The 21,478-nt window shown below is 64.7% G+C and carries 19 protein-coding genes; 10 read left to right on the forward strand and 9 right to left on the reverse strand.

Annotated elements, in window-relative coordinates:
- The first annotated feature begins 12 nt into the window (after nt 1-12).
- Nucleotides 13-897 (forward strand): hypothetical protein, encoded by an 885-nt coding sequence (locus OH491_RS12185; protein ID WP_068771016.1) that lies wholly within the window; start codon nt 13-15, stop codon nt 895-897.
- 158 nt (nt 898-1,055) lie between these two features.
- On the opposite strand, the gene rimO is transcribed toward OH491_RS12185, so the two are convergent.
- The 7 genes from rimO to OH491_RS12220 form a co-directional block, all read right to left on the reverse strand.
- A complete protein-coding gene (gene rimO / locus OH491_RS12190) occupies nt 1,056-2,468 on the reverse strand; it encodes a 30S ribosomal protein S12 methylthiotransferase RimO (RefSeq protein WP_068771015.1) in 1,413 nt (470 codons plus the stop codon).
- A gap of 290 nt (nt 2,469-2,758) precedes the next feature.
- The gene (locus OH491_RS12195; RefSeq protein ID WP_068771014.1) at nt 2,759-4,513 is read right to left on the reverse strand and encodes a solute symporter family protein; all 1,755 of its coding nucleotides are present in this window, start codon (nt 4,511-4,513) and stop codon (nt 2,759-2,761) included.
- Nucleotides 4,510-4,866 carry a DUF485 domain-containing protein gene (locus tag OH491_RS12200; protein WP_145928866.1) on the reverse strand — a complete coding sequence of 119 codons (357 nt, stop codon included), beginning with the start codon at nt 4,864-4,866 and terminating at the stop codon, nt 4,510-4,512. The genes OH491_RS12195 and OH491_RS12200 overlap by 4 nt, the downstream gene beginning before the upstream one ends.
- A 118-nt stretch (nt 4,867-4,984) precedes the next feature.
- Nucleotides 4,985-6,691, reverse strand: a complete 1,707-nt coding sequence (locus tag OH491_RS12205; RefSeq protein ID WP_068771012.1) for an ATP-binding cassette domain-containing protein — start codon at nt 6,689-6,691, stop codon at nt 4,985-4,987.
- A 417-nt stretch (nt 6,692-7,108) separates the two neighbouring features.
- Nucleotides 7,109-7,279 (reverse strand): hypothetical protein, encoded by a 171-nt coding sequence (locus OH491_RS12210; RefSeq protein ID WP_334319424.1) that lies wholly within the window; start codon nt 7,277-7,279, stop codon nt 7,109-7,111.
- Entirely contained in the window at nt 7,280-7,435 is a 156-nt protein-coding gene (locus OH491_RS12215; protein WP_334319423.1) for a hypothetical protein, read from the reverse strand.
- 167 nt (nt 7,436-7,602) lie between these two features.
- A complete protein-coding gene (locus OH491_RS12220; RefSeq protein WP_145928865.1) occupies nt 7,603-11,985 on the reverse strand; it encodes an AAA domain-containing protein in 4,383 nt (1,460 codons plus the stop codon).
- 172 nt (nt 11,986-12,157) lie between these two features.
- Here OH491_RS12220 and polX point away from each other — a divergent pair, with 172 nt between their 5' ends.
- Complete coding sequence (polX, locus tag OH491_RS12225; protein WP_334319432.1) at nt 12,158-13,930, forward strand: DNA polymerase/3'-5' exonuclease PolX; 1,773 nt, start codon at nt 12,158-12,160, stop codon at nt 13,928-13,930.
- A 182-nt stretch (nt 13,931-14,112) separates the two neighbouring features.
- On the forward strand, nt 14,113-14,589 hold the full coding sequence (locus tag OH491_RS12230) for a YraN family protein (protein WP_084442299.1): 477 nt from the start codon (nt 14,113-14,115) through the stop codon (nt 14,587-14,589).
- Between the two features lie 208 nt (nt 14,590-14,797).
- Here OH491_RS12230 and OH491_RS12235 read toward each other — a convergent pair whose 3' ends face one another.
- The gene (locus tag OH491_RS12235) at nt 14,798-15,310 is read right to left on the reverse strand and encodes a peptidylprolyl isomerase (protein ID WP_068771181.1); all 513 of its coding nucleotides are present in this window, start codon (nt 15,308-15,310) and stop codon (nt 14,798-14,800) included.
- 208 nt (nt 15,311-15,518) lie between these two features.
- On the opposite strand from OH491_RS12235, the gene OH491_RS12240 reads away from it, so the two are divergent.
- From OH491_RS12240 to OH491_RS12270, 7 genes are all read left to right on the forward strand, one after another.
- Nucleotides 15,519-16,772: a tyrosine-type recombinase/integrase gene (locus tag OH491_RS12240; protein WP_068771010.1), complete on the forward strand. Its 1,254-nt coding sequence runs from the start codon at nt 15,519-15,521 to the stop codon at nt 16,770-16,772.
- Nucleotides 16,773-16,936: 164 nt separating this feature from the next.
- Entirely contained in the window at nt 16,937-17,197 is a 261-nt protein-coding gene (locus OH491_RS12245) for a helix-turn-helix domain-containing protein (RefSeq protein ID WP_068771009.1), read from the forward strand.
- A 164-nt stretch (nt 17,198-17,361) separates the two neighbouring features.
- Entirely contained in the window at nt 17,362-17,697 is a 336-nt protein-coding gene (locus OH491_RS12250; RefSeq protein ID WP_068771008.1) for a hypothetical protein, read from the forward strand.
- Nucleotides 17,694-18,269, forward strand: coding sequence for a hypothetical protein (locus tag OH491_RS12255; RefSeq protein WP_068771007.1), 576 nt, complete (start codon nt 17,694-17,696; stop codon nt 18,267-18,269). The genes OH491_RS12250 and OH491_RS12255 overlap by 4 nt, the downstream gene beginning before the upstream one ends.
- 113 nt (nt 18,270-18,382) lie before the next feature.
- Nucleotides 18,383-19,309, forward strand: a complete 927-nt coding sequence (locus OH491_RS12260) for a helix-turn-helix domain-containing protein (RefSeq protein ID WP_145928864.1) — start codon at nt 18,383-18,385, stop codon at nt 19,307-19,309.
- Nucleotides 19,310-19,351: 42 nt separating this feature from the next.
- Nucleotides 19,352-19,711 (forward strand): hypothetical protein, encoded by a 360-nt coding sequence (locus tag OH491_RS12265; protein WP_068771005.1) that lies wholly within the window; start codon nt 19,352-19,354, stop codon nt 19,709-19,711.
- 105 nt (nt 19,712-19,816) lie between these two features.
- Nucleotides 19,817-20,596, forward strand: a complete 780-nt coding sequence (locus OH491_RS12270; RefSeq protein ID WP_068771004.1) for a hypothetical protein — start codon at nt 19,817-19,819, stop codon at nt 20,594-20,596.
- Between the two features lie 6 nt (nt 20,597-20,602).
- Here the strand turns inward: OH491_RS12270 and OH491_RS12275 are convergent, their stop codons facing one another.
- Complete coding sequence (locus OH491_RS12275) at nt 20,603-21,478, reverse strand: AraC family transcriptional regulator (RefSeq protein WP_068771003.1); 876 nt, start codon at nt 21,476-21,478, stop codon at nt 20,603-20,605.

Here is a 21,478-nt window from a genome sequence, read left to right on the forward strand (position 1 = left end):
CGCAAACCGTCCATGAATCCCGCCCTTTTTCGCACGGCCGCGCTGCTGTCGGCCATGATCGCCGGCGCGCTCATCCCGGGCGCACATGTATTGAGATTTTTGATACCATGGCTGATCGTCGCGATGCTGTTCGTCGTGTTTCTCGGCACGCGCTTCACCGGCGCCACGCTCACGCGCTCGCACGGCTGGCTGCTCGCGGCAAATGTCGCGATGGGGTTCGCCGGCTTCGGCATCGGCTGGCTGGCCGGCGGGCGCGACGTGGCGCTCGCCGGGTTTTTCGCGGGCGTCGCCCCGACGGCGACGGCGGCGGTCGTGGTCACGGGATTTCTCGGCGGGCGGCGGGACTACGTCGCCGGCGCGATGGTGCTCACCAACACGCTCATCTCGCTGCTGCTGCCGGTGCTGCTGCCGCTCGTGCTGGGGCGCGCGACGCCGCGCGTGATCGCCGACGTGGCGGGCAGCGTGGGCTTTCTTGTGTTCATGCCGATGGCCGCGGCGCTCGTGGTGCGGCGGGTTTTCCCCGCCGCGCAGGCGCTCCCGGCGCGGCTCGGCAACGCCTCCTTCGGCGCGTGGGTCCTCGCGCTGTTCCTGATCACGGCCAACGCCTCCTGGTTCCTGCGCCACGAATCCACGGCGACGGGCGCCGAGCTGCTGCACATCGCGCTCGTGACGGTGATCGTGTGCGCGATGAATTTCGCGCTCGGGCGGCTGATCGGCGGACGGGACTTCCCGCGCGAGGCCAGCCAGTCGCTCGGCCAGAAGAACACGAATTTCACGATCTATCTGGCGATGACCTACGCGAGCCCGCTCGTCGCGCTCGGTCCGACCTGCTATGTCATCTGCCACAATCTTTGGAACTCCTGGCAGCTCCACCGCCGCGGACGGACATCCGTTTAGGGCATTTCAAATGGAGGGCCGAGCTCCTGCGAGGCCGTCACGGTTGGATGCCATGTTTTTCGGCGACGGCCTCGCAGGAGCTCGGCCCTCCAAAAGTCCAATTACCATTGGCGATTGGCATTACACCGCATCGGCGGCGGGCGGCGCGGATGGTTCCCTCACTGCGCCTGCTTTGCGATTTTATAGGCCGGCGGTTTTTCGCCGGGCGGAAGCGCCAGCAGGTCGTAATCGCGGCAATCGGTGATCCTCACCTCGGCGAATGCGCCCACGGGAAGCGTCTTGGGGACATACACGCGGCCGTCGATGTCGGGGGCGTCGGCCTCGCCGCGCGCGACGCCGGGCTCGTCGACCAGCACGCGCTGTGTCCGGCCCACAAAGGAGCGGCTGACGCCGGCGGCGACTTCCTGTTGCAGCGCCATCACGCGGTGCCAGCGCGCGTCCTTGGTCTTGGCCGTGTGCTGCCCGTCCATTTTCGCGGCGCGCGTGCCCTCCTCCTGCGAATAGCGAAAGACGCCGAGCCGCTCGAACCGGGTCTCGCGGATGAATTCGCAGAGCTCGTCGACGTCGGCCTCGGTTTCGCCGGGAAAGCCGACGATGAAGGTGGTGCGGAGCGCGATGCCGGGGATGCCGGCGCGGATGCGCGTGACGAGGTCGCGGATGTGGGCCGACGAGGTCTCGCGCTTCATCGTGCCGAGCATGTGGTCGCTGATGTGCTGCAACGGCATGTCCACGTAGCGGGCGACTTTCGGGCATTCGGCGATGGTGCGGATGAGTTCGTCGCTCCAATGCGCGGGATGCGTGTAGAGCAGGCGTATCCAGAAATCGCCTTCGATGGCCTGGAGTTCGCGGATGAGCGTGGTGAGCGCGGAGCCGCGCGTGGAATCGACGGGCGTGCGCGGATTGGGGCGCTCGTCCCAGGTGTCCATGCCGAAAAAGGTGGTGTCCTGCGAGATGAGGTTGATCTCGCGCACGCCCTCGGCGACGAGGCGGCGCGCCTCGGCCACGACGCTCGCGACGGTGCGCGAGCGATGGCGCCCGCGGATTTGCGGGATGATGCAGAATGCGCAGGGGTGGTTGCAGCCCTCGGCGATTTTTATGTAGGCGTAGTGGCGCGGCGTGAGGCGGAAGCGCGGCGTGTCGTAGTCGGGGATGTAGGTGGAGCGCGGCGTGACGAAGCTGCCGGGGGCGTCCTTGCGCCCGCGTTCCCGGGCGAAAATCTCCTCGATGATGGGGGCGACCTTGGTGACCTGGTCGAGGCCGATGAAGGCATCGACCTCCGGCAGGGCGTGGGGGAGCTCCTTGGCGTAGCGTTGCGCCATGCAGCCGGCGACGATGAGCTTTTGGTCCTTGCGGCGTTTGCGCAGGCTGCGGTCCTGGTGCGAGGCGAGGATGGTGTTGATGGATTCCTCCTTCGACGAGTCGAGGAACGAGCAGGTGTTGACAATGACGACGTCGGCATTCCCGGCCTCGGGGATCACGGTCATGCCCGCGCGCTGGATGTGGCCGACCATGATCTCGCTATCGACGAGGTTCTTGGCGCAACCGAGGGAGATGAGGCTGACTTTGATCATGGCTAAAGTTTGCTGGGAAGCGCGTTATTTTGCCTGGCGGCTTTCTTCGCGCTGGCGGCGCTTTCGCTTCAGGTAAGCGATGCGGCGTTTCTTTTTGATGACCTTGTTGTATTGTTTGCCCATGGGTTGAAAGTGTGAAAGGAGGGAGAGTGAGGAAAGCCGGGCGGGGGAGTCAAGCGCGCGGTCGCGCCGTCTGGCGTCGGGCGGGCGATGCCGGCAAATGGCGCGAAGCGGCGGGCCGTCGCCTTTCCTTGGCCGGGACGCCGCCGCTCCGATGCCACGGATTCCATTCATCCCGTCCGCTCCTGGATATATTCCTGCTTCAGGCCCAGTTCCTCCGGCGCGTGGAGCACGAGCATCTTCCGGCGAATGTCCGCCGGCACGTCCGCGGCGGTCAACTTCGACACGACCACCATCAACCCGATCGCGAGCGGCACGGTCCAGATGGCCGGTTGTTCGCACAGGATGCGCAGCAGCGGATGCCCCGCCCAGAAGGCGGCCAGGTCGATTTTTTTCAGGTCGCCCAGGTTGATGATGGTCGTGCACGCCAGCGCCGCGAGGCCGCCGCCCAGCATGCCGGCCGCCGCGCCTTTCATGGTCATGCCGCGCCACCACACGCTCATGAAGAGCAGCGGGAAATAACTCGCCGCCGCGATGGCGAACGCCTGGCCGACCATGAAGTTGATCTGGAGCTGCTCGACTTGCGTGCCGAGCAAAATGGACACGCCGCCGATGAGCACCGCCGAGAGCTTGAACATGCGCAGGCGCTGCTCCGCCGTCGAATGCGGATACAGCATCCGCCCGTAAACATCGTGCGCGAGCGCGCCGGTCATCGACACCAGCAGGCCGCTGAACGTGCTCATGAACGCCGCGAACGCCCCCGCGCACGTGATGCCGCTCAACACCGAGCCGAGCATGCCGTAGCGCTCGTTCACGAGGCGCGGCAGCTCCAGCACGATCTTGTCGGGCCCCTTCGCGCCGCCCGCCGCGTAAAGCTCCGGCAGCAGATTGCGCCCGAGCACGCCGAAGACCGGCGGAAAAACATAAAACGCGCCGATCAATATCATCACCCACATGGTGGTGCGCCGCGCCGCCGCGCCGTTGGGGTTGGTGTAAAAGCGCACCAGGATATGCGGCAGCCCCGCCGTGCCGCACACCAGCGCGATGATGAGCGAGTAGGTATAGAGCAATGAATACGGCCGCACCTCCTCCGGCGACAGGCCGGCCGCGCGCGCGGCCTTCGTGGTGAGCGGCCCGAACGGGTTCAGCCACGCGGGGTCGGAGGGAGCGCCAGCCGCGGGCGCACGGATCCCGGCGGGCGGCGCGTCCTCCGCCGCCACGACGGCGGCAGGCTGCGCCGGGGTGTTGTTCAGGTCCAGATGCCTGCCGTAGCCGCCGAACACAAAGAGCAGCACGAAGACCGGCACGCTGATGGCGAACATTTTCAGCCAGTATTGAAACGCCTGCACGAGCGTGATGCCCTTCATGCCGCCGAGCGCGACGTTCAGCGTGATGACCGCGCCGACGATCGCCACGCCGACCCAATACGGCATGCCCGGGAAAATATAGGCGAGCGTGGTCCCCGCGCCCTTCATCTGCGGCATCGCGTAGAAGAAGCCGATGAATAATACAAAGCACACCGCGATTTTTCTGAACAGCGGCGAGTCGTAGCGTCCTTCCGCGAAGTCGGGGATGGTGTAGGCGCCGAAGCGGCGCAGCGGTCCCGCGATGAACAACAATAAGAACAAATACCCGCACGCGTAACAAACCGGATACCAGAGCGCGTCGTATCCGGACGACATCACCATGCCGGCGATGCCCATGAACGAGGCGGCGGAAAGGTATTCGCCGGAGATGGCGGATGCGTTCCAGCCGACGGACACCGAGCGGCCCGCGACAAAGAAGTCGCTCGCGGTGCGCGATTTTTTCGCCGAGCGAAACCCCATCCAGATGGTCGCGACGACGGTGAGTAGAGAGAAGATGAGAATCCACGGGTCGATGGATTGCTGGGCGCCCGTGATGGCGGAAGAGGCGGAAGGATTCATGTGTGGAAGTCGCGGGAGGCGTCGGCGGGTTTGGGTTGCGTGGACTGCGGGGCGCGGGCGGCGGCGACCTCGGCCGTCTCAAGCGCGGCGGAGCGGCGGATGAACGCATAGGCGATGATCCAGACAAACGGAAAAAACAGCACGCCGAGCAGCAGCCACGTGAGCGTGAAGCCGGCGACGCGCGCCGCCATGAAGGCGGGCGCGACGAAGTTGGCGAGCGGCACGCCGACGAGACCGATGAGAAACGCAAACGCGCAGGCAATGGAGAGCTTGAGCTGGCGGCGCATGAGCGCGCGCAGAAACGGCTCGCTGTGCACGACATCACCGTGAGGAGGAAGGGATGGGGAGGGCATTCGCCCTCAACGTGCGCCACACCCGCGCATGGGCAACCGCCGCAGGGTTAAAAAGGCGGTGAAATTGCAGGCGCATGCGTGCGACCGCGCCAGCGCCGCGACCGTCCGGGGCCGGGTCTTACGGCGAAGGCGCGGCCGCCAGCGCGAGTTCATGCGTGATGGCGAGCGCATCGGCAAAGGCGGTGTCGTGCGTGGCGAGGACGAGGAGGCCGCGATAGTTTTTCAGTGCGTGCTCGAGCAATTCCTGGCTTTGGAAGTCGAGGTGGTTCGTCGGCTCGTCGAGCAGGATGGCCTGGGGAATCGATTCGGCGAGGAAGAGCCGGGCGAGGGCCGCGCGCATGCGTTCGCCGCCGCTGAGCGTGCCGACGGGTTGCGCGACGCGCGCGCCGGTGAAGCCGTAGAAGGCGAGTTCGTTGCGGAGTTGCACGGGCGTGAAGCGGGTGTGCGGCGCGAGCTGGTCGAGGATGGATTGGCCGTCGCGCAGAAGCGTCTGGTGCTGATCGAGATGGTGCAACGGGCGTTCGGACCGGCGAAGCTCGCCGGTGAGCTCAAAGGTGGCGGCACTGGCGGAAAAAGGAGCGCGGACATGGCAGACTGTCGCTGACGCTCGAAACTTGTCCGCGTGGGCAGCGGGGTGGAGTTCGGGACGGGCTGCGGGTTGGGTCGCGGGCAGGTCTTTGTTGCCGTCGTCACGCGCCATGCGGCCGAGCAGCGCGGCGAGCAGGGTGCTCTTGCCGGAGCCGTTGGGGCCGTGGATGCGCCAGCGCTCTGAACCGGCCATGGTGAAGTTGAGCGGCGCGGGCCAGAGGGGTGCGAGGGCGTTGAGGAAGCGAAGGTTGAGGTCGCGGGCGGCGAAAAAAATTTGTCCGGCGGCGGGCGCGGCGGAGGCGAAATCGAGGCGCAGAAACGGATCGCGGTCGAGCGTGTCGGCTGCCTCGCGGAGGCGCGCGCCGGCCTCGGCGAGCGCGTCGTCGGTGACGTGGTGAAGCTTGCCGAGCGTGGCCTGCGCCTCGCGCTTGCGGGCCCCGGCGATGATGCGGGGGATGCCGCCGCCGGAGGCGTTGCGCGCGGCCTGCCGCATGCGGGTTTCCTGGGCGGCGAGTTGTTCGCGGCGTTGCTGCTCGGCGTGTTTCTTGTCACGGCGGGCCTGGCGGAGTTGTTCGGACTGGAGGGCGCGGGTGTGCCGGCGCTGCTCCCAGTATGCGGGAAACGCGCCGGTGAAACTGCGGAGGCCGCGCGGGGTGAGTTCCACGATCTCGTCCACGTGATGCAGGAGCTGGCGGTCGTGCGTGATGATGACGAGGCCGCGTCCGGCCCAGGCGCGGAGCAGCGTGACAAGGATGGCGCGTCCATCGGCGTCGAGATGATTGGAGGGCTCGTCGAGGATGAGGAAATCGTCGCCGTGCGCGCCGGGGTTGGCGAGGAGGCGCAGGAGGCGGAGTTTCAGCCACTCGCCTCCGCTGAGGTCGCGAAGCGCGCGCCCGTCGGGGAGCGCGTCGAGCCATGCCCGGGCGCAATCAGGGAGCGGCGCGTCGAGCCCGGCCCAGAAATCCTCGAGCGCGTCGGCGACGGTGGCGGCGGCGCTGCCGGTGATGGCGGCGCGCGGCTCGTCCTGCGGGAGATAACGCACCGAAAGGCGGGCCGGTTTCGCGATCGTGCCCCGGGTGGGGGAGAGTTGTCCGGCGAGGAGGCGCGCGAGGGTGGATTTGCCGACGCCGTTGGCGCCGACCAGGCCGTGGCGGTGCGGACGGAAGGTGAAGTCGAGGCGGTCGAGGAGCGGCGCGCCGTCTTCGTGGTCGTAGGAAAGATCGTGGAGGGTCAGCATGATTGCGGAATGAAGGAGGCGGGCGGCGTGTAGTTATAAATCGGATACGAGGTCGGCAGACGGAAACACGGATGCGCGAGGCGTGACGCGAATCGGGTGCTGGCAACCGCCCGGCTGGTGTGCCGCGCGATGGGAATGGTTTCGCGCGGCGGCGCCGTTGTGGTTTTTGTCGCGAAGAATCGCTCCTGATTCGGGAGCCGGTTCGCTCGTCAACGGCGCGGAGGGCGGCTGGCAATTAGTCGTTCATTTCGCCAGCGACTGAAATGCACGACCCGCGGAGGGGCAAGCATGGAATCCCCCGTCATGCGCAAGGGTGCGGGCGGATTGCAACCCATCAGGTTGCAAAACAGGGCAAGATGCCCGGCCGTCATGCGTGGTGCGTGGTGTATGTCGGGCAGGCGGAAGATCGCGGGGGAGTCAGAGCGAGAGGTCCCGTCCGCTGCGTTTTTCCGAGAGCCAATGCAGGAGGCGGAGCGTGATTTCGGCGTCCGGCAGGCGGGAACGGCTGTGCAGGAAATCCTGAAGGCGCTGGCGGGGTATGCCGAGATAACGCGCGAGTCTCGCCTTGGCGCCGTGGGCGGCTTTCAATTAAGTGGCGCAGATGTTCCATAACGGGGTTTCATGCCCCTGCCGGCTTGTGAGTTCCGGCGTTTTCCGGGATTGCTTGAGCGCCTTGGTGGCGCGGTCCGCGGCGACTTCGACCGCGTCGAAAATCAACTCGCCCAAGGTCCGCCATGACTGCATGGCGGGATGAACAGGAGGTTGAGGCATTGCTGCAACCCAATTGGTTACAGCTTGTTTCTCAACATGCTTTTTACCGGGATGTCCCCGCGGGGCAGGGTAAGCGCGGGGAGGTTTGTAACCCATTGGCGTCGGCGACCAGCTGGAGGTCGTGTGCGGTGTTCTTTGACTCAGGAACCGGCGCACGCACGGGCATGGTGGAGGGTGCGAATTTTTTCGAGCTGGGTTTCGGGATCACGAAAGAGCGCGGGCGTCCAGAGGCGGTGCAGGTGCCAGCCTTGAGAGCGAAGAATAGTGGCACGGAAAAGTTCCCACGCGATGGGATCGGGGGTTTTGTTGTAGCGGTTAAAATCGACGAGCACACCCAATGTGACGTCCTCGGGCATTTCGGGATGGGTGAGGGCTGCGTCGATGCAAAATCCGTCGTTACCCCAATAGGTGGTGGAACCGATTTGGTGACGCGCGAGGAGCACCCGGGCAAGGGATTCGGCGACCGGCGAGGACGCGCCGGTTTCATTGGTTTCACAAACCGGGGCAGCGTCGCTGCGGGCGGTCTCGAGATGGTCATGCCATTGCTGGTAGAGCTCGCCGAGGCGTTCAGCGTAACGCAGGTAAGCGTAGAGCTGGTGTCGTCCGGTGAGGCGCGCGCCGGGCTCGGGGGCGGCGAGATATTCAGCGCGTGGGATGGACGTGAGGATGTGGATTGCGGAACGGGCCCGGGTGACAAGGACGTTGAGGCGGCGCTCACCGCCGAGGCGCGAGAGCGCGCCAAAGTTGCGGCGGAATTTCCCCTCTTTATCCACGCCGAAGGTGGTGGAAATAATCATGTGGTCGCGCTCGTCGCCCTGCACATTTTCGAGGTTCTTGACGAAGAGCCCTTCAAAGGAATCCCGTCCGCGGCGTTTGCGCGCGATTTCGAGACGCGCGGCAAATTCGGGCTCGGCAGCGGCTTTTTCATCGAGCGCATCGAGAATAAGGTCGCGCTGGTTGATATTAAAGCAGGCGATGCCGATTGAGGGAGGCTCGTCGGAGGCGAGGAGCTCGGCCACGAGGCCGGCGGCGGTCCGCGCCTCGTTGGGATTGCCGCGTTCGTGGTAGAGGCCATTGACGTGGGTAAGCTGGATGGGAACGCGGACGGCCTTGTTGCGAGGATGGCCGGGAATGGGCTGGAGGCGGCTGGAGTAGAAGGCGTCGTTGGAAAAGCCGATGAGCGCCTCGTTGCGCGAGCGGTAGTGGACATCGAGAAACGCTTCCTGCACCTCCAGGTTGAGCGCGGCGGAGAGCAGGTCTTCGGTCTCGCTTTGTTGCTGCTCGAAAACCTCCCCGGCGGTTTCGGCGGCGGTATTGTCGCTTTCGGCGAGTGATTGCTCAAAGAAACGCGTGGGCGGGAGCTGTTTTGGATCGCCGGCGATGACGACACGGCATCCGCGCAGGAGCACAGGCAGCGCTTCTTCGAGACGGCACTGGCTGGCTTCGTCGAACACAATCATGTCGAAGAGCGGCGTACGCGGAAAAATCTGCGCCACCGTGGAGGGACTGGCCATCCACACGGGGCAGAGGTCGAAGAGCGGATCGCCGCCGGGAGTGTCTGCACCGGCCGCGATCATTTGGCGGAGCTTGAGCGCGCGCTGGCCGCGTACGAACAATCGCTGGCGGATGGATGCGCCGAGGGTATTCAGGCGCGTGCCGGTGGCGGCGAGAAGACGCGCGCGCCAGAGTTCCCGCCAGCGATGAACCACGTGCTCGCGCACAAGCGCCTGTTTTTCGGCGGTGCGTTCGGCGAGTTCGGAAAACGCGGCCTCGACTCGCTGCGTGTCGATGCGCGCGAGCGTCTCGTCCTCGCGCAGCCGCTGCCGGATGGCACGGGCGAGCGCGGTGGCGCGAAGCGCGGGCTCGGCGACGGACCAGTCAAGCGACTGGGCGATGGCGGCATCGAGGGATCGTGCGAGCGGCGCGGGTAGTGTGCGAAGCCGGTCCACGAGACGCACGGCATCATCGAGCGTTGGCGCGAAATCGAGCAGCGCGGCGGTGTGAGCGGCGGGTTGGCATTCGTTTCCGATCCAGACGCGCAGGTCGGAGGCGATGGAGTCGGGGGTGAACAGGCCGGATTCCTCCATGGCCCGGTGAAGTGCCGCCAGTGCGTCGGCAAGCGCGGCGGAGGCGCGGAGGGACTGCGGTGCGGTGCCGGCGGACGAGGTGGCGGCGAGAAGGACTTGGATGCGCGCGGTAAAGCTTGGAAGACAGGGGGATTGAAGTGTCGTATGAATTGCAAACACTTCAGGCAGACCATCGCGGAGTGTTACGAGTTCGGCATCAGGCGCGAGGGACGCGAGCGGGTTTCCGCGGACTTGCGCGAGAAAGTCGCTCCAGAGCCAGCGGGCGCGCAGCCCCTGATAAAGGAGACGGGCGCGAGGGAGCGCATCGGGGGAATCGAGGGCGAGCCCGAGCGGCGCGAGTGCGGCGCGGGCGGCTTTTTTGGCGGAGAAGGCGAGGAAACGTTTGAGACTGCCGGCAAACGCGGACCACGCATCGAGCGCGGCGAGGCGGAGGTTGGTTTCGCCGAGCGAAGGCAAGCCGGAGCCGAGGGCGAGCACAAGTTCGCGGTCGGGCGGCGTGTCGAGCAACGCAGCCGCGGGCGCGAGTCCGGCATGGCGTTTTACCAGTGGTTCGATGGTGGAGCCCGCAAACGTAAGCGTGGCGAGATAGGCGGCGTCGGAGGTGGCGGCGATACGGCGGAGAAGTTTTTCCAGCACGTCGGCGAGGTGGCGTCGCGCTGCGGATTGGTCAGCAAGCGCGATGTCTGGCGTGAGCGCGGGCAAGATGGCATCGGTGGCGTCAAAGTTTTCGACGGCAAGCGCGAGGCGATGGAGATTTTCAAGCGTGGTTTTGGTGGCGACGGGCTCGCGCGCGAGCCAGGCGTTAATCCCGATGCCGAGGCGGCCATGGTAAGGCGATTCGTGCCAGCGGGCGGCGGCGGCGCGACGCAGCACTTCCTCGGCGTCGGCGCGGTGGGTGTCCAGCATGGAGGAAGTGAGCCCGTCGATTTCGGGAATGACGGTCCCGCTGAGGGCCCGCAGGCTGAGCCATTGCCCGGTGAGGTTGTGGAACGAATCCGTCTCGGGCATCACGCCATGGAGCCGGTCAAAGGCAGAGCGGAGCTCGTCGCGCAGGGAAGCAAGACGCTGTTCAACACGCCGGAGCTCAGTGGCGGGATTGCGCGGGGCGAATGGCTCGGGCAGGGATTCGAGACGATCGCGAAGGCCGAGGTAAAGCTGGCGCCGGTCATGCGAAGGATCGTGGATGACGCCGCAAAGTTCGCCGAGCCCCATGCCGTCCAGCCGGTATTTCACCACGTCGAGCGCGGTGCGTTTGTCGCAGACAAAGAGGACACGTTCGCCCCGCGCGAGATGGTCGCCGATAATGTTGGCGATGGTCTGGCTCTTCCCGGTGCCGGGCGGACCGTGGATGACGAGCGCGGTGCTGCGGCGCGCGTGGGCGACGGCTTCAGTCTGACAAGGATCGGCGTGCGTGATGAGAAAAGGCGCGGCGTCGCTCAAAGCGGCGGGGGAGTCTGGAAGCGGTGGCGGCGTGGCCGCCTGAATGTCGCGGTGGTGGCTCGCGGTGTGATTCCATTCGCGCGCGGCGGGCAGGTCGTGCGGCGCGGGTTCGTTGAGCGCGAGGGGGGAGAGGAAAGCGCGAACCGGATTTTCGAGTGCGCGCTCGTTTTCGATCATCCATTTGGTATCGCGCAGGAGACCGGGATTGGTGAGCGGGAAAAGCCCCAGCACGGCCGAGGGAACAAGCGAAGTGCAATCGGGAAGCGCATCGGCGCGCGGCACCGGCTGGAGCGGCGTGGCGGCGGTGAAGGCATCGCGGGAAAAGGGAAGTCCGGTCGCGCGAGTGACGAGCGCGAGCACGTCGGTGATTTCCTGCCAGGGATTTTCGCCGGTATCGTCGGCGAAGAGGGTGTCGGTGTCCTCGCCTGTCTGTTGTTCAATCCAAGCGAGCAGCGCGGGGTTCGGAATGATGAGGTCGCTGCCGTCGCCGGCCGTCTCGATGGTGACTCCGGTGCGCCCGCCTTGGCGAACGCGAAGATTGACCGGGGCAAGCAACACGGGGGCGAGCAGGTTTTTTGTTTGAAAGCCGCGGCGTGCGCCGCCGTTGGCCGCGGGAATGGCGATGAGAGGAAAGCCCAGGAAGAGCGCATTTTCGCCGTGGTCATTATAATAGTCGGTGGCGTCGGTGGCTATTTCCCGGAGCTTGGCGAGGACACGCCGTTGACGCTCGGCGGCGCGGGCGGCGGCTTTTTGCTCGTCAGACCACTCTTTCTCGGGATACGGCGGGGGCGTGAACGCGGGCGTCTTGGCGGGAAACTCGACTGAACGTGTCGGCGGGCCAAAAAGCAAACCAAGCGCGGAGGCCGAAGCGGTGCCTTGAAATGCATCCAGTTCGGTGAAGTCGATCCGCTGGCGGCTGTTGTGCGGGCGGGCATTGAGACCGGGCCCGTGCGCGAGACTGGCGTTGAGCCGCTGAAGCATGGTTTCGAGGATCATGATGGAAACGGGGAGGATGCGCGTGGTGTCGCGGATGATTATGGCTAGATGTGGACGGACGCGCGGCAAGCGCAGATTCTTGTTGTTGGGTCAAGGTGTGCGCATGAGACAAGGCAGACGGTCCTTCAGGGAGGAAAACCGGCGATTGTTTTTTCCCGCGCGGTGCGCTTGGATGGGCGGCGTGACCAGGAACGAGATTGCCGATGTGCTCAACGATATCGCGGTGCTGCTCGAACTAAAGGGCGAGAATCCGTTCAAGACGCGCGCCTATCAGGCCGGGGCGCGCACGCTGGAGGCGCTGGAGGAGGACCTCGGCGCGGTCATCGCGGAGGGACGGCTCGGCTCGCTCAAGGGCATCGGCGAGGCACTGGCGAAAAAAATCACGGAGCTGCACGAAACGGGCCGGCTGGACTTTTATGAAAAGCTGCGCGCGTCCATCGCGCCCGGGCTGGTCGAGATGCTTGAAATTCCGGGGCTCGGCGCGAAAAAAATCAAGGCGCTGCACGAAAAGCTCGGCATCGATACGATCTCCGCGCTCGACCATGCCTGCCGCGACGGGCTCGTCGCCGGCCTGGCCGGATTCGGCGAGAAAACACAGGAGAACATCCTCGCCGGCATCAGGAATCGCGAGGCCTACGGGAAGCGCCATCTCTGGTGGGACGCGGCGGGCGTGGCGGAGCCGATCCTGGCGAGGCTGCGCGGATTGCCGCAAGTGCGCCGCGCGGAGCACGCGGGCAGCCTGCGGCGCGGGCTGGAAACGGTGGGCGACCTCGACTTCATCGCGGCGGTGCGCGCCGGGGAGGACGCCGCGCCGGTGGCGGACTGGTTTGCCGCGCAGCCGGGCGTGCAGGAGGTCACGGCGCGCGGCGTGACGAAGGCGAGCGTGCGCTTCGAGGGTGGCCTGCAGGCGGATTTGCGCATCGTGCCCGAGGAGCAATTCGCGTTTGCGCTGCATCATTTCACGGGATCGAAGGACCACAACGTGCAGATGCGCCAGCGGGCGCTCGCGCGCGGGCTGAGCCTCAGCGAGTGGGGGCTGGAGCCGGCGGAAGGCGAGGGCACGGTGAAGGCAAAGGCGGCGGCGGGCGCGGCGAAACACATCAGGGTCGCCAGCGAGGAGGAGCTTTTCAAGGCGCTCGGGCTGGCGTTCATCCCGCCGGAGCTGCGCGAGGGGCTCGGCGAGATCGCGGCGGCGGAGGCGGGAAAGCTTCCGCGCCTGGTCGGGGCGGCGGACCTACGCGGCGTGTTTCACAACCACACGACCGAGTCCGACGGGCGCAACACGCTCGAGGAAATGGCCGCGGCGGCGCAGGACCTGGGCTGGGAATACCTCGGCATCGCCGATCATTCGAAATCGAGCTTCCAGGCGCGCGGGCTCGACGAGGAGCGCCTGCTGGCGCAGATCGGTCGTATCGAAAAACTAAATACAGCGGGAAAATTCACCGTGCATGTATTTGCGGGCACGGAGTGCGACATCCTCCGGGACGGGCGGCTGGACTTCGACGACGTGGTGCTGGCGCGGCTGGACTACGTGGTGGCGTCGGTGCACAACGCGTTTTCGCTGGACGAGGACGCGATGACCGCGCGCATCATCCGCGCCATCGAAAACCCGCACGTGACCATGCTCGGGCACCTGACGGGGCGGCTGCTGCTGCGCCGCGAGGGCTACCGCGTGAATGCCGCGAAGATCATCGACGCGGCGATCGCGAACGGGGTGGTCATCGAGCTCAACGCCAACCCGTGGCGGCTCGACATGGACTGGCGCCACTGGCGCCGGGCGGCGGAGCGCGGGTTGCTTTGCTCGATCAATCCCGATGCTCACGAGACGGCGGGGCTCGCGTATGTGGCGGCCGGCGTGAACGCGGCGCGCAAGGGCTGGCTGGAAAAGAAGCATGTGGTCAACACGCTGCCGCTTGCGAAGATGAAGGCCTGGCTGCGCGAGTGAGCCCGGCCACGGGATGAAAGGCGCGCGGCGACGTGACGATGTCGTTTTTCAGAAATGCAAAATCACACGGAGAACCATGGCAGTGTTTTTTCCGGAGGGACGGCCTCCGTGCCGTCCGCGCCAGCCCTGAGAGGGCGGCACGGAGGCCGCCCCTCCGGAGGCATGAAAGGCGGCGCGCGGTGATGAAGGCATGGTTGCGAAAAGCGTGGGCGCGGTTGCGCGGGGGTGACGCGGACAAGGCCGGCGCGCCCCGCGGCGGCAGGACGGAGAAACAACAACACGGCGCGGAGGGCGAGCGGGCGGCGGCGGAGTTTCTGCGGCGCGAGCGCGGCATGAAAATCGTGGCGCGCAACTGGCGCAGTCCGCGCGATCGCCGCGACGAGATCGACCTCGTGTGCCGCGATGGCGGGGCGCTGGTGTTTGTCGAGGTGAAGACGCGCGCGGCCGGCGCGCTGGCGCAGGGGGCGGACGTGGTGGACGCGCGCAAAAAGAAAACGCTGCGGCGCGCGGTGTCGGTGTATTTGTGGAGTTTGGGCGAGGCGGCGCGCCCGCGCACGACGCGGTTTGACGTGGTCGAGGTGGAGCGGTTTCCGGACGGGCGGATGGAGGTGCGGCATTTCGAAAACGTGCCGCTGTTCGCGCGCGGGTCGGGGATGTGAGCGCGCGGAGACGGGATCTCTTATGCCAATTCCGAACAAGATTGTCACTTTAGCGGCGCGGTCGGAAGGCGGCGGGTTGCGTGCCATGGGCGTCCCCGCCCATGTTTTTTGGGGATGGCGGCGCGGAGCGCCGTGGCACGGGCGAGCCGCCCGTGCCACTCGATCCGGCAGGGCGGCGCAAAAGTGCCATTGCAGTTCGCCAATGGTATTACTCCGCAGGAACGATGCGGATGCTTTCGATGGCGAGGCGCTCGATGGGCGTGCTGCGTTCGCCGCCGGGCTGGCAGGGAACGGTCGCCAGGCGTTCGAGCACGTCGTCGCCGCCCACGAGTTCGCCGAAGGCGGTGTATTGACGGTCGAGGAAACGCGCGTCGCCGTGGCAGATGAAGAACTGGCTGCCGGCGGAATCGGGATGCTGCGAGCGGGCCATGGAGATGACGCCGCGCACGTGCGGCTTGGCGTTGAACTCGGCCTTGATCTGGTAGCCGGGACCGCCGGTGCCGGGCATGCCGTCCGACCCTTCCTTGGTGTTGGGACAGCCGCCCTGGATCATGAATCCCTTGATGACGCGATGGAACGCGAGGCCGTCGTAGAAGCCTTCGTTGGCGAGTTTCTTGAAGTTGGCGACCGTCTTCGGCGCGACTTCGGGCCAGAAGGCGATGGTCATTTCCCCGTAGGGGGTCTTGATGACGGCGTTTTCTTTGGGCGTGTTTGTGCTCATGAAGGGCCAAGCAAAACGCGACGCGAGCGCGCCGGGCAAGGATGAAGTGCCCGCGCGCGGACCACAAGGGAAGCGATGTCAGCAAAAGACGTGATATGCCGGGCATGCGGGCGTAGCGCAGGCATCTTGCCGGCACGAAAGGCCCGATTTCCAGAGGGAAGCCGGAGATTTCATGAATAGGTTGCCACGTGAGGGCGGCAACCTATCGATGAAACAAAAAAAATCCGCATTCACGATCAAGCCGTTCAAGAATCGCAACGGCGTGATTTCATTCCGCGTAGCCGGCTGGTTGCTCGGCGAGCGCATCCGCAAGAACTTCAAGACCCGCGAGGATGCCATTGCAGAGCGCGCCGCGCTCGAACTGCGCGTGCTCCAGTCGCAATCCAACCTGCGCGGCGCGAGCACATTTCTGACCGAGGCGCAGTTGCGCGAGGCCGAGGCCGCGTTTCTCCGGCTGGAGAAGGCGCGGCGTCCGCTCACGTTTTACCTCGACTACGCGCTGGCCAATTACCGCGAGCCCGAGGCCGCGCTGAAAATCACCGATGCCGTCACGACTTACATGAAGGCGCGCAAGGAGGACGTGCAACAGGCGTTGATAGGCAAACGGCAGTTGCGGAACATCCGGCTGGAGCTGACGGAGTTCCAGCGGCATTTTCCGACGCAGACGCTTGCGGAGGCGGGCACGGAGGCGTTGCACGCCTACATCCGGCGCGACAGTGGCTCGCTGAAGACGCAGAACAACCGGCGCGGCGTGCTGTGCGCGTTTTTCAACCACGCGGTGCGCAAGGAATGGGTGGGCGGCAACCCGGTGGCGAAAATCCCGCGCAACCGCATCGAGCACAATCGCGGCAGCGCCGAGGCGCTGACGGCGGAGCGCGCCGCGCAACTCATGGCGCATGTGGAGACTGTCCACGACGGAGCATTCGTGCCGTTTTTCGCGTTGTGCCTGTTCGCCGGCATCCGCCCCGAGGGGGAGATTTCCAAGCTGCCCGCGTGCGACGTGCGGCTGGAAAACAGTGCCATCACCATCGAGCCATGGGTGTCGAAGGTGAATATGCGCCGGCTGGTGACCATCCAGCCGAACCTCGCGACGTGGCTCAAAGCCTATCCGCTGGACGAATATCCGATCATTCCGCCCAAGGAGAAGATGAAGAGCATTGCCAAAAAACTCACGCGCATCCGCCAAAAATTCGGCGTGGGGCACGACGTGTTGCGGCACACGTTTATTTCGATGCATGTTGGAAAATTCCGTTCGATGGGCGACACGGCGTTGCAGGCGGGCAATTCGGAAAGCATCATCCGCCGCCATTACCTGAACGTGACCACGCCGCAGGAGGCCGGAACCTTCTTTGCCATCATGCCGATGCTTCGCGCCGTGCCGCAAACGGAGCCAGCGCCGCAGGCAGAGAGCGCGCCCACGCCCGCGCCCACGTCCGACCCGCAAAACCGGCTCGCCGCATAAACCCGCAACCGGGCGGATGCGGTTTCCCCGCCGCATCCGCCCTTCCTCCCCCCCTCCCGCCTCCGCCCGGCTTTTTTCGTTTCCGCGCCGCACCTGCGGAGAGCCAAGGCACGCCCACGGAATGGAAGCCCCCCGCGCGCCACGTGATGCGCGCACATGGGCGTATGAACTCCACCTCCACCGCTCCCACCACGCCAGCCCCCGCCCCCGCGCAGACGCGCGCGCATCCCGCGCTCACGGACATCAACGGCCTGCGCCTCAGCGGGATTTTCCCGCAGGGGCGCGAGCCGTCCGTGCGCACGCTGCGCGAATGGACGCGCACCCGCCGAATCCCGCATCACCGCGTCGGGCACTTTGTATATTACGACCTTGCCGAGGTCTCCGCGCATATCCGCACCCGGCTGCTCGTGCCCGCGCGCGGATAAAACCGCCCATAATACGACAGGAAATCCCAACGCCACATGCGCCATGCGTGTGGCGTTTTTATATACATCGAAAAGCCCTGCGCGAAATCCGGGCAAACCCGCGATGAAGCGCGCCGCTATTTTGATTTTATAAACGCTGGCAGGATGCGGGGTGAGGCAACAACATGAATACACAAAATAAAACCAATCCCGCCCAGTCCGCCCCAAACCCCGCCCGCGCGTCCGCCGGCGACGACGCGTTTTTCCAAAACCCCGTTGACCCCAAAGCCGAGGCCCGCGCGATGGCGGCGGAGGCCATCGCGCACGTGCTGCTGTGGATTTCCGAGGGCACCACGCTGGAGCAGCGCGGACTGCGCGCGTCCATCGTGCTGCGCCAGGTCCGCCCCGACCTCATCGGCGGCATGACGCTGGAGGCGCTCGGCGAACAGGCCGGCTGCACCCCGCAGACCGTCCACAAACTTGCGGACGATTTCCGCCAAAGCATGGGTCTCGTATCATGAACACGGATACACTTATGCCGCCCCCTGCCCAGTGCAACGTCACGCCCGCGCCCCCGGCGCGCGAGACATCCGCCTTTTTGGAAATCAACCGCCTGCACGTAGAGGCGCGGCGGCTTGCCGGCGACTCCCGCCGCTCGCTCGACGCCGCGCTGTCCGCCGCATGGCGCGCGGGGCAACTCCTCATCGCGGAAAAGGCGCGCATCCGCCGCCGCGCCGGGCAGGGAGCATGGCTCGGGTGGCTGGAAACACGTTTTCACGGCGGAGTGCGCACCGCGCAACGCTACATGCAGCTTGCCCGCCGCGCGGACACCCCGGGCGCGTTGCGCGGACTCGGCCTGCGGCAGGCGTATCTGCGGCTGGGCATTCCCATTTCGTCAAAAACTTCCGGCGAAGACCGGCGCGTCCGCCCGCCAAAGCTCCCGCCCATCGTCACGCTTGCCGCCAGACTGACACGCCTGCTGCGCCGGCAGGCGCGCCTCGGCATGGACATCCAGTTTCCCGACGACCTCCGGGTGCTCCATAGTCAACTGGCCATTTTGTTAAAAAATACGGGAACGGATACCGCCGTTTGATTTTGGTCAATTGGTTCCCCAAAAAAAGCGCATGGGTTCAATACAAGCGGGCGGTGATTTTGTATAAATAATCAGGAGATGCCCGGCAATGGGGCCGGCAATCCGGCTCACCTGTGCCAGCCAAAGCTTCAATAATTAAAGAAACGCTCCATGCCGCATGCAATGGCAGGGATGCCGGCATTTTTCTACTGTCCGCGCAATGCTTGCGTGAAGAAACCGGAGAACGTCACCGGCTTATTGTGATGCCGGAGATGAAATCCGAGGCGCGAATTGACTGGCGGAACGAAAAAAGCGGAGAACGCGGCACCTTCACCGTTCGCGGACAGAATGTGATTTTTATACACAAACAGGCAAGCTATGCCCTCCATTGGAAACAAGAGGCGCTGATGCTTTGCTTTTGCGCGGAGGATGAGGCGCAACCGCCCGCCAAAAAGAAGCCATTGGACAAGGTGCGGCACAGTCCGTTGTGGGAGCTGGCGCGGCACGATTGCATCATCATGAACGTAATCCGGTTTCTCGTTGAATCCGGTCATCATACGCAACCCGCTTGTCACGTGAGTTGCTTCGGGCATTTTTGCTCCGCCCTGGGTTTCCTCCTGCTTGACGCACTGACGCGCGGAAAGGAAAAGAAAACCGCGCCCGCAACCATGAACCCCGAGCGCCTGCAACACGTTCTGGACCACATTGACAAAAATCTGCACGGGAAGATTGCGGTAAAAACACTGGCGGACATCGCGTGCCTGAGCCGGACCCACTTCAAGCTGTTATTCAAAGCCAGCACCGGCATGCCGGCACGCGATCATATATTCAGGGAACGGATACGCAGGGCGCAGGCATTGCTCCGGCAGGGCGGCATGCGTATCTCCGAGGTGGCCGCCCTTTCCGGCTTTTGCGATCAAAGCCACCTTGACCGTTGTTTTCGCCGCTTCTGCCAGTGCTCGCCAAGGGATTTTGCTCAAAAATATCCAATCATTACTAAAAAAAGCCCGGGCATCCAATCCAAGCCCGGAAAAACCGGGCATAATGGCGGCACACTTTGACCGGATTCCGCATGACGCGAGCCGGAAAGACAAATTCCAGCCATGAAAAAACTCCCTTCCTCCCGAGGCGCTTTGATCGCGTTTCTCGCCTCGCTTTTCACCTTGCCGGAATGGGCGGCGACGACAGCCTCCGCCGCAATCACGGACGGCTCTTCATTGGGCGTTCCGCTCATTCTGGCCCAGGTTCCCTCGCAGGTTAAGACCGGCTTCCAATACGGCCTCGGCCTCCTCTTCATGATCGGCTTCCCCGAGGTCAAGGCCAAGGTCGAGGAGCGCATCAAAAACGTCCCCGCCGAGAACCGCCAGCGCGCCTTCGTGCGCGTCGCCAAGGACGAGGCCATGCGCCAGACCATGCGGCAGGGACAAGGACAGCCGCCCCCCTCCCAAGGCATCGGGGTGTGAAAGCAATTACGAATGACGAATTACGAATTGAAACCAGTGGCGCAAAGGCGCGGCTTGGAAATTCGTCATTCGTAATTTGTAATTCGTAATTATCCCGTCCCCACCATGTCCTCCGGCTCCGCGTTTGCCGACGCCATCCTGTCGCTGTCGGCGGATTCCAACGATTCGGCTTGCGTCGCGCTTTTTATGCAACTGCTGCGCGAATCGCCCGGCTTGCGCTACTGGCTCGCCACGGTGTTCCTTGAACCGCGCACACGCGCGCGCCTTGCGCGTTATCTGCGCGACAAGGAACGCCCGCCGGGGCACGCCAGCCAAGGGCGCAATTTGCTCGCATGGCTGGCCCATGCCAACACCGCGCTCGAAACCGACGCTGCCAGACTTGCGCATGCTCGCGCACCGGCTTCCGCCGCGCCCTACGGCGGGCTTACGCGCGGGCAGGTTGCCGGGCTCATCCGCCGCTGCCAATCGGGCGGCGAAGGCGATGTCGCGCTCGCCTCGTTCCTGCTTGCCCGTGCATGGTGGCAGTCTCCCGCAGGCGCGCCTCCGAATGCTTCGCTTTTGCTCCTTGGCGGCTTGTTTTTGCAGGCAGTGTTTGCCGGCGATGCCCCATCGGGGCCGCTCATTCGCCATCTCACCAAGGCCATGGAGTTTTTCCACGGGCGCCCGCGCGGCTCCATCACCCGCTCGCACTACGGCCATGCCAGTTGGTGGAAACTTTCCGTGCTGCATTACATGCTCAACCATCCCAGACCGCGCTATCGCACGCGGGATTTTATAAAACATCTGGACGCGCAAAAAATCACCGTCGATGCGAAAGACCTGCGCCGTTTCTGTAAAAGACACGGCATCGTCAGGGATACTCGCCCCGGCAGGCCAAAACTATAAACAGGTTCACTGATGTTTTTTCTTGGAAAGCAAACGGCCGTAGAAGGCGCGAAGATTGCGCGACAGGTGGCTTTGGTCGGCAAAGCCTGCCTGGGTGGCTATCTCCGACATGCGCATGCCTCCGCGTTGCAAAAGCTCCAGCGCACGATGAACACGCTGTATGAGGATGTATCGCTGCGGGGCATAGCCGGTTGACGCCTTGAATTTGCGACCGAAATGGCTCCTGCTGATGCCGGCGACACGGGCCAGTTCCCATATTTCGAAGCGCTCTGAAATATGCTCGTTTATCCAGTCATGAACGAGCTTCAGTTGCATATTCTGCAACCCCGCTGATTTTTGCACCCGCGCCTTCGCGCGTGAGCGTATTCGGATGAGTTGCGCTCCCAGAAAAATGCCGGCCACCCGCAGGTGCAACGGATGCAGCCGGTCATGCTGGCGGCAAAGCTCGGCCATGAGCAGCACAAGGCCCAAGGTCAGCAAATCGCAGGCAAGAAGCTCGCCCCAATGATGAATGGCGACATCCTTCCAGCCGTCGTTTGGCGATATCTGCGCCATAAAAGCCTCGCTGATATACAAACAGACGAGCGGGGCGGGAGCATACCATCGGAGGGAATGGGGCAGATTTTTCTCGATAAAGCACACCTGCTGGCCCGAAACCCGCCGCTTGCATTGCGAGCCGTCGGCCATGCGCCATGTAATCTCTGCATCGGAGCAGGCATCCAGCATCAAAATAAATTGATGGCGGTCGTGGACATGTTCCTCCCAATAGTGTGCGGGATGCACGGCATAGCCGATGTCAACGGATTCGTCGTTGATGCGAACAAGACAATCTCCGGCGGGGTAAGGTGGATTGCGGCATGTGGAATCGATGGATTGGGACAT

Source organism: Termitidicoccus mucosus, from assembly GCF_038725785.1.
Classification (GTDB): domain Bacteria; phylum Verrucomicrobiota; class Verrucomicrobiia; order Opitutales; family Opitutaceae; genus Termitidicoccus; species Termitidicoccus mucosus.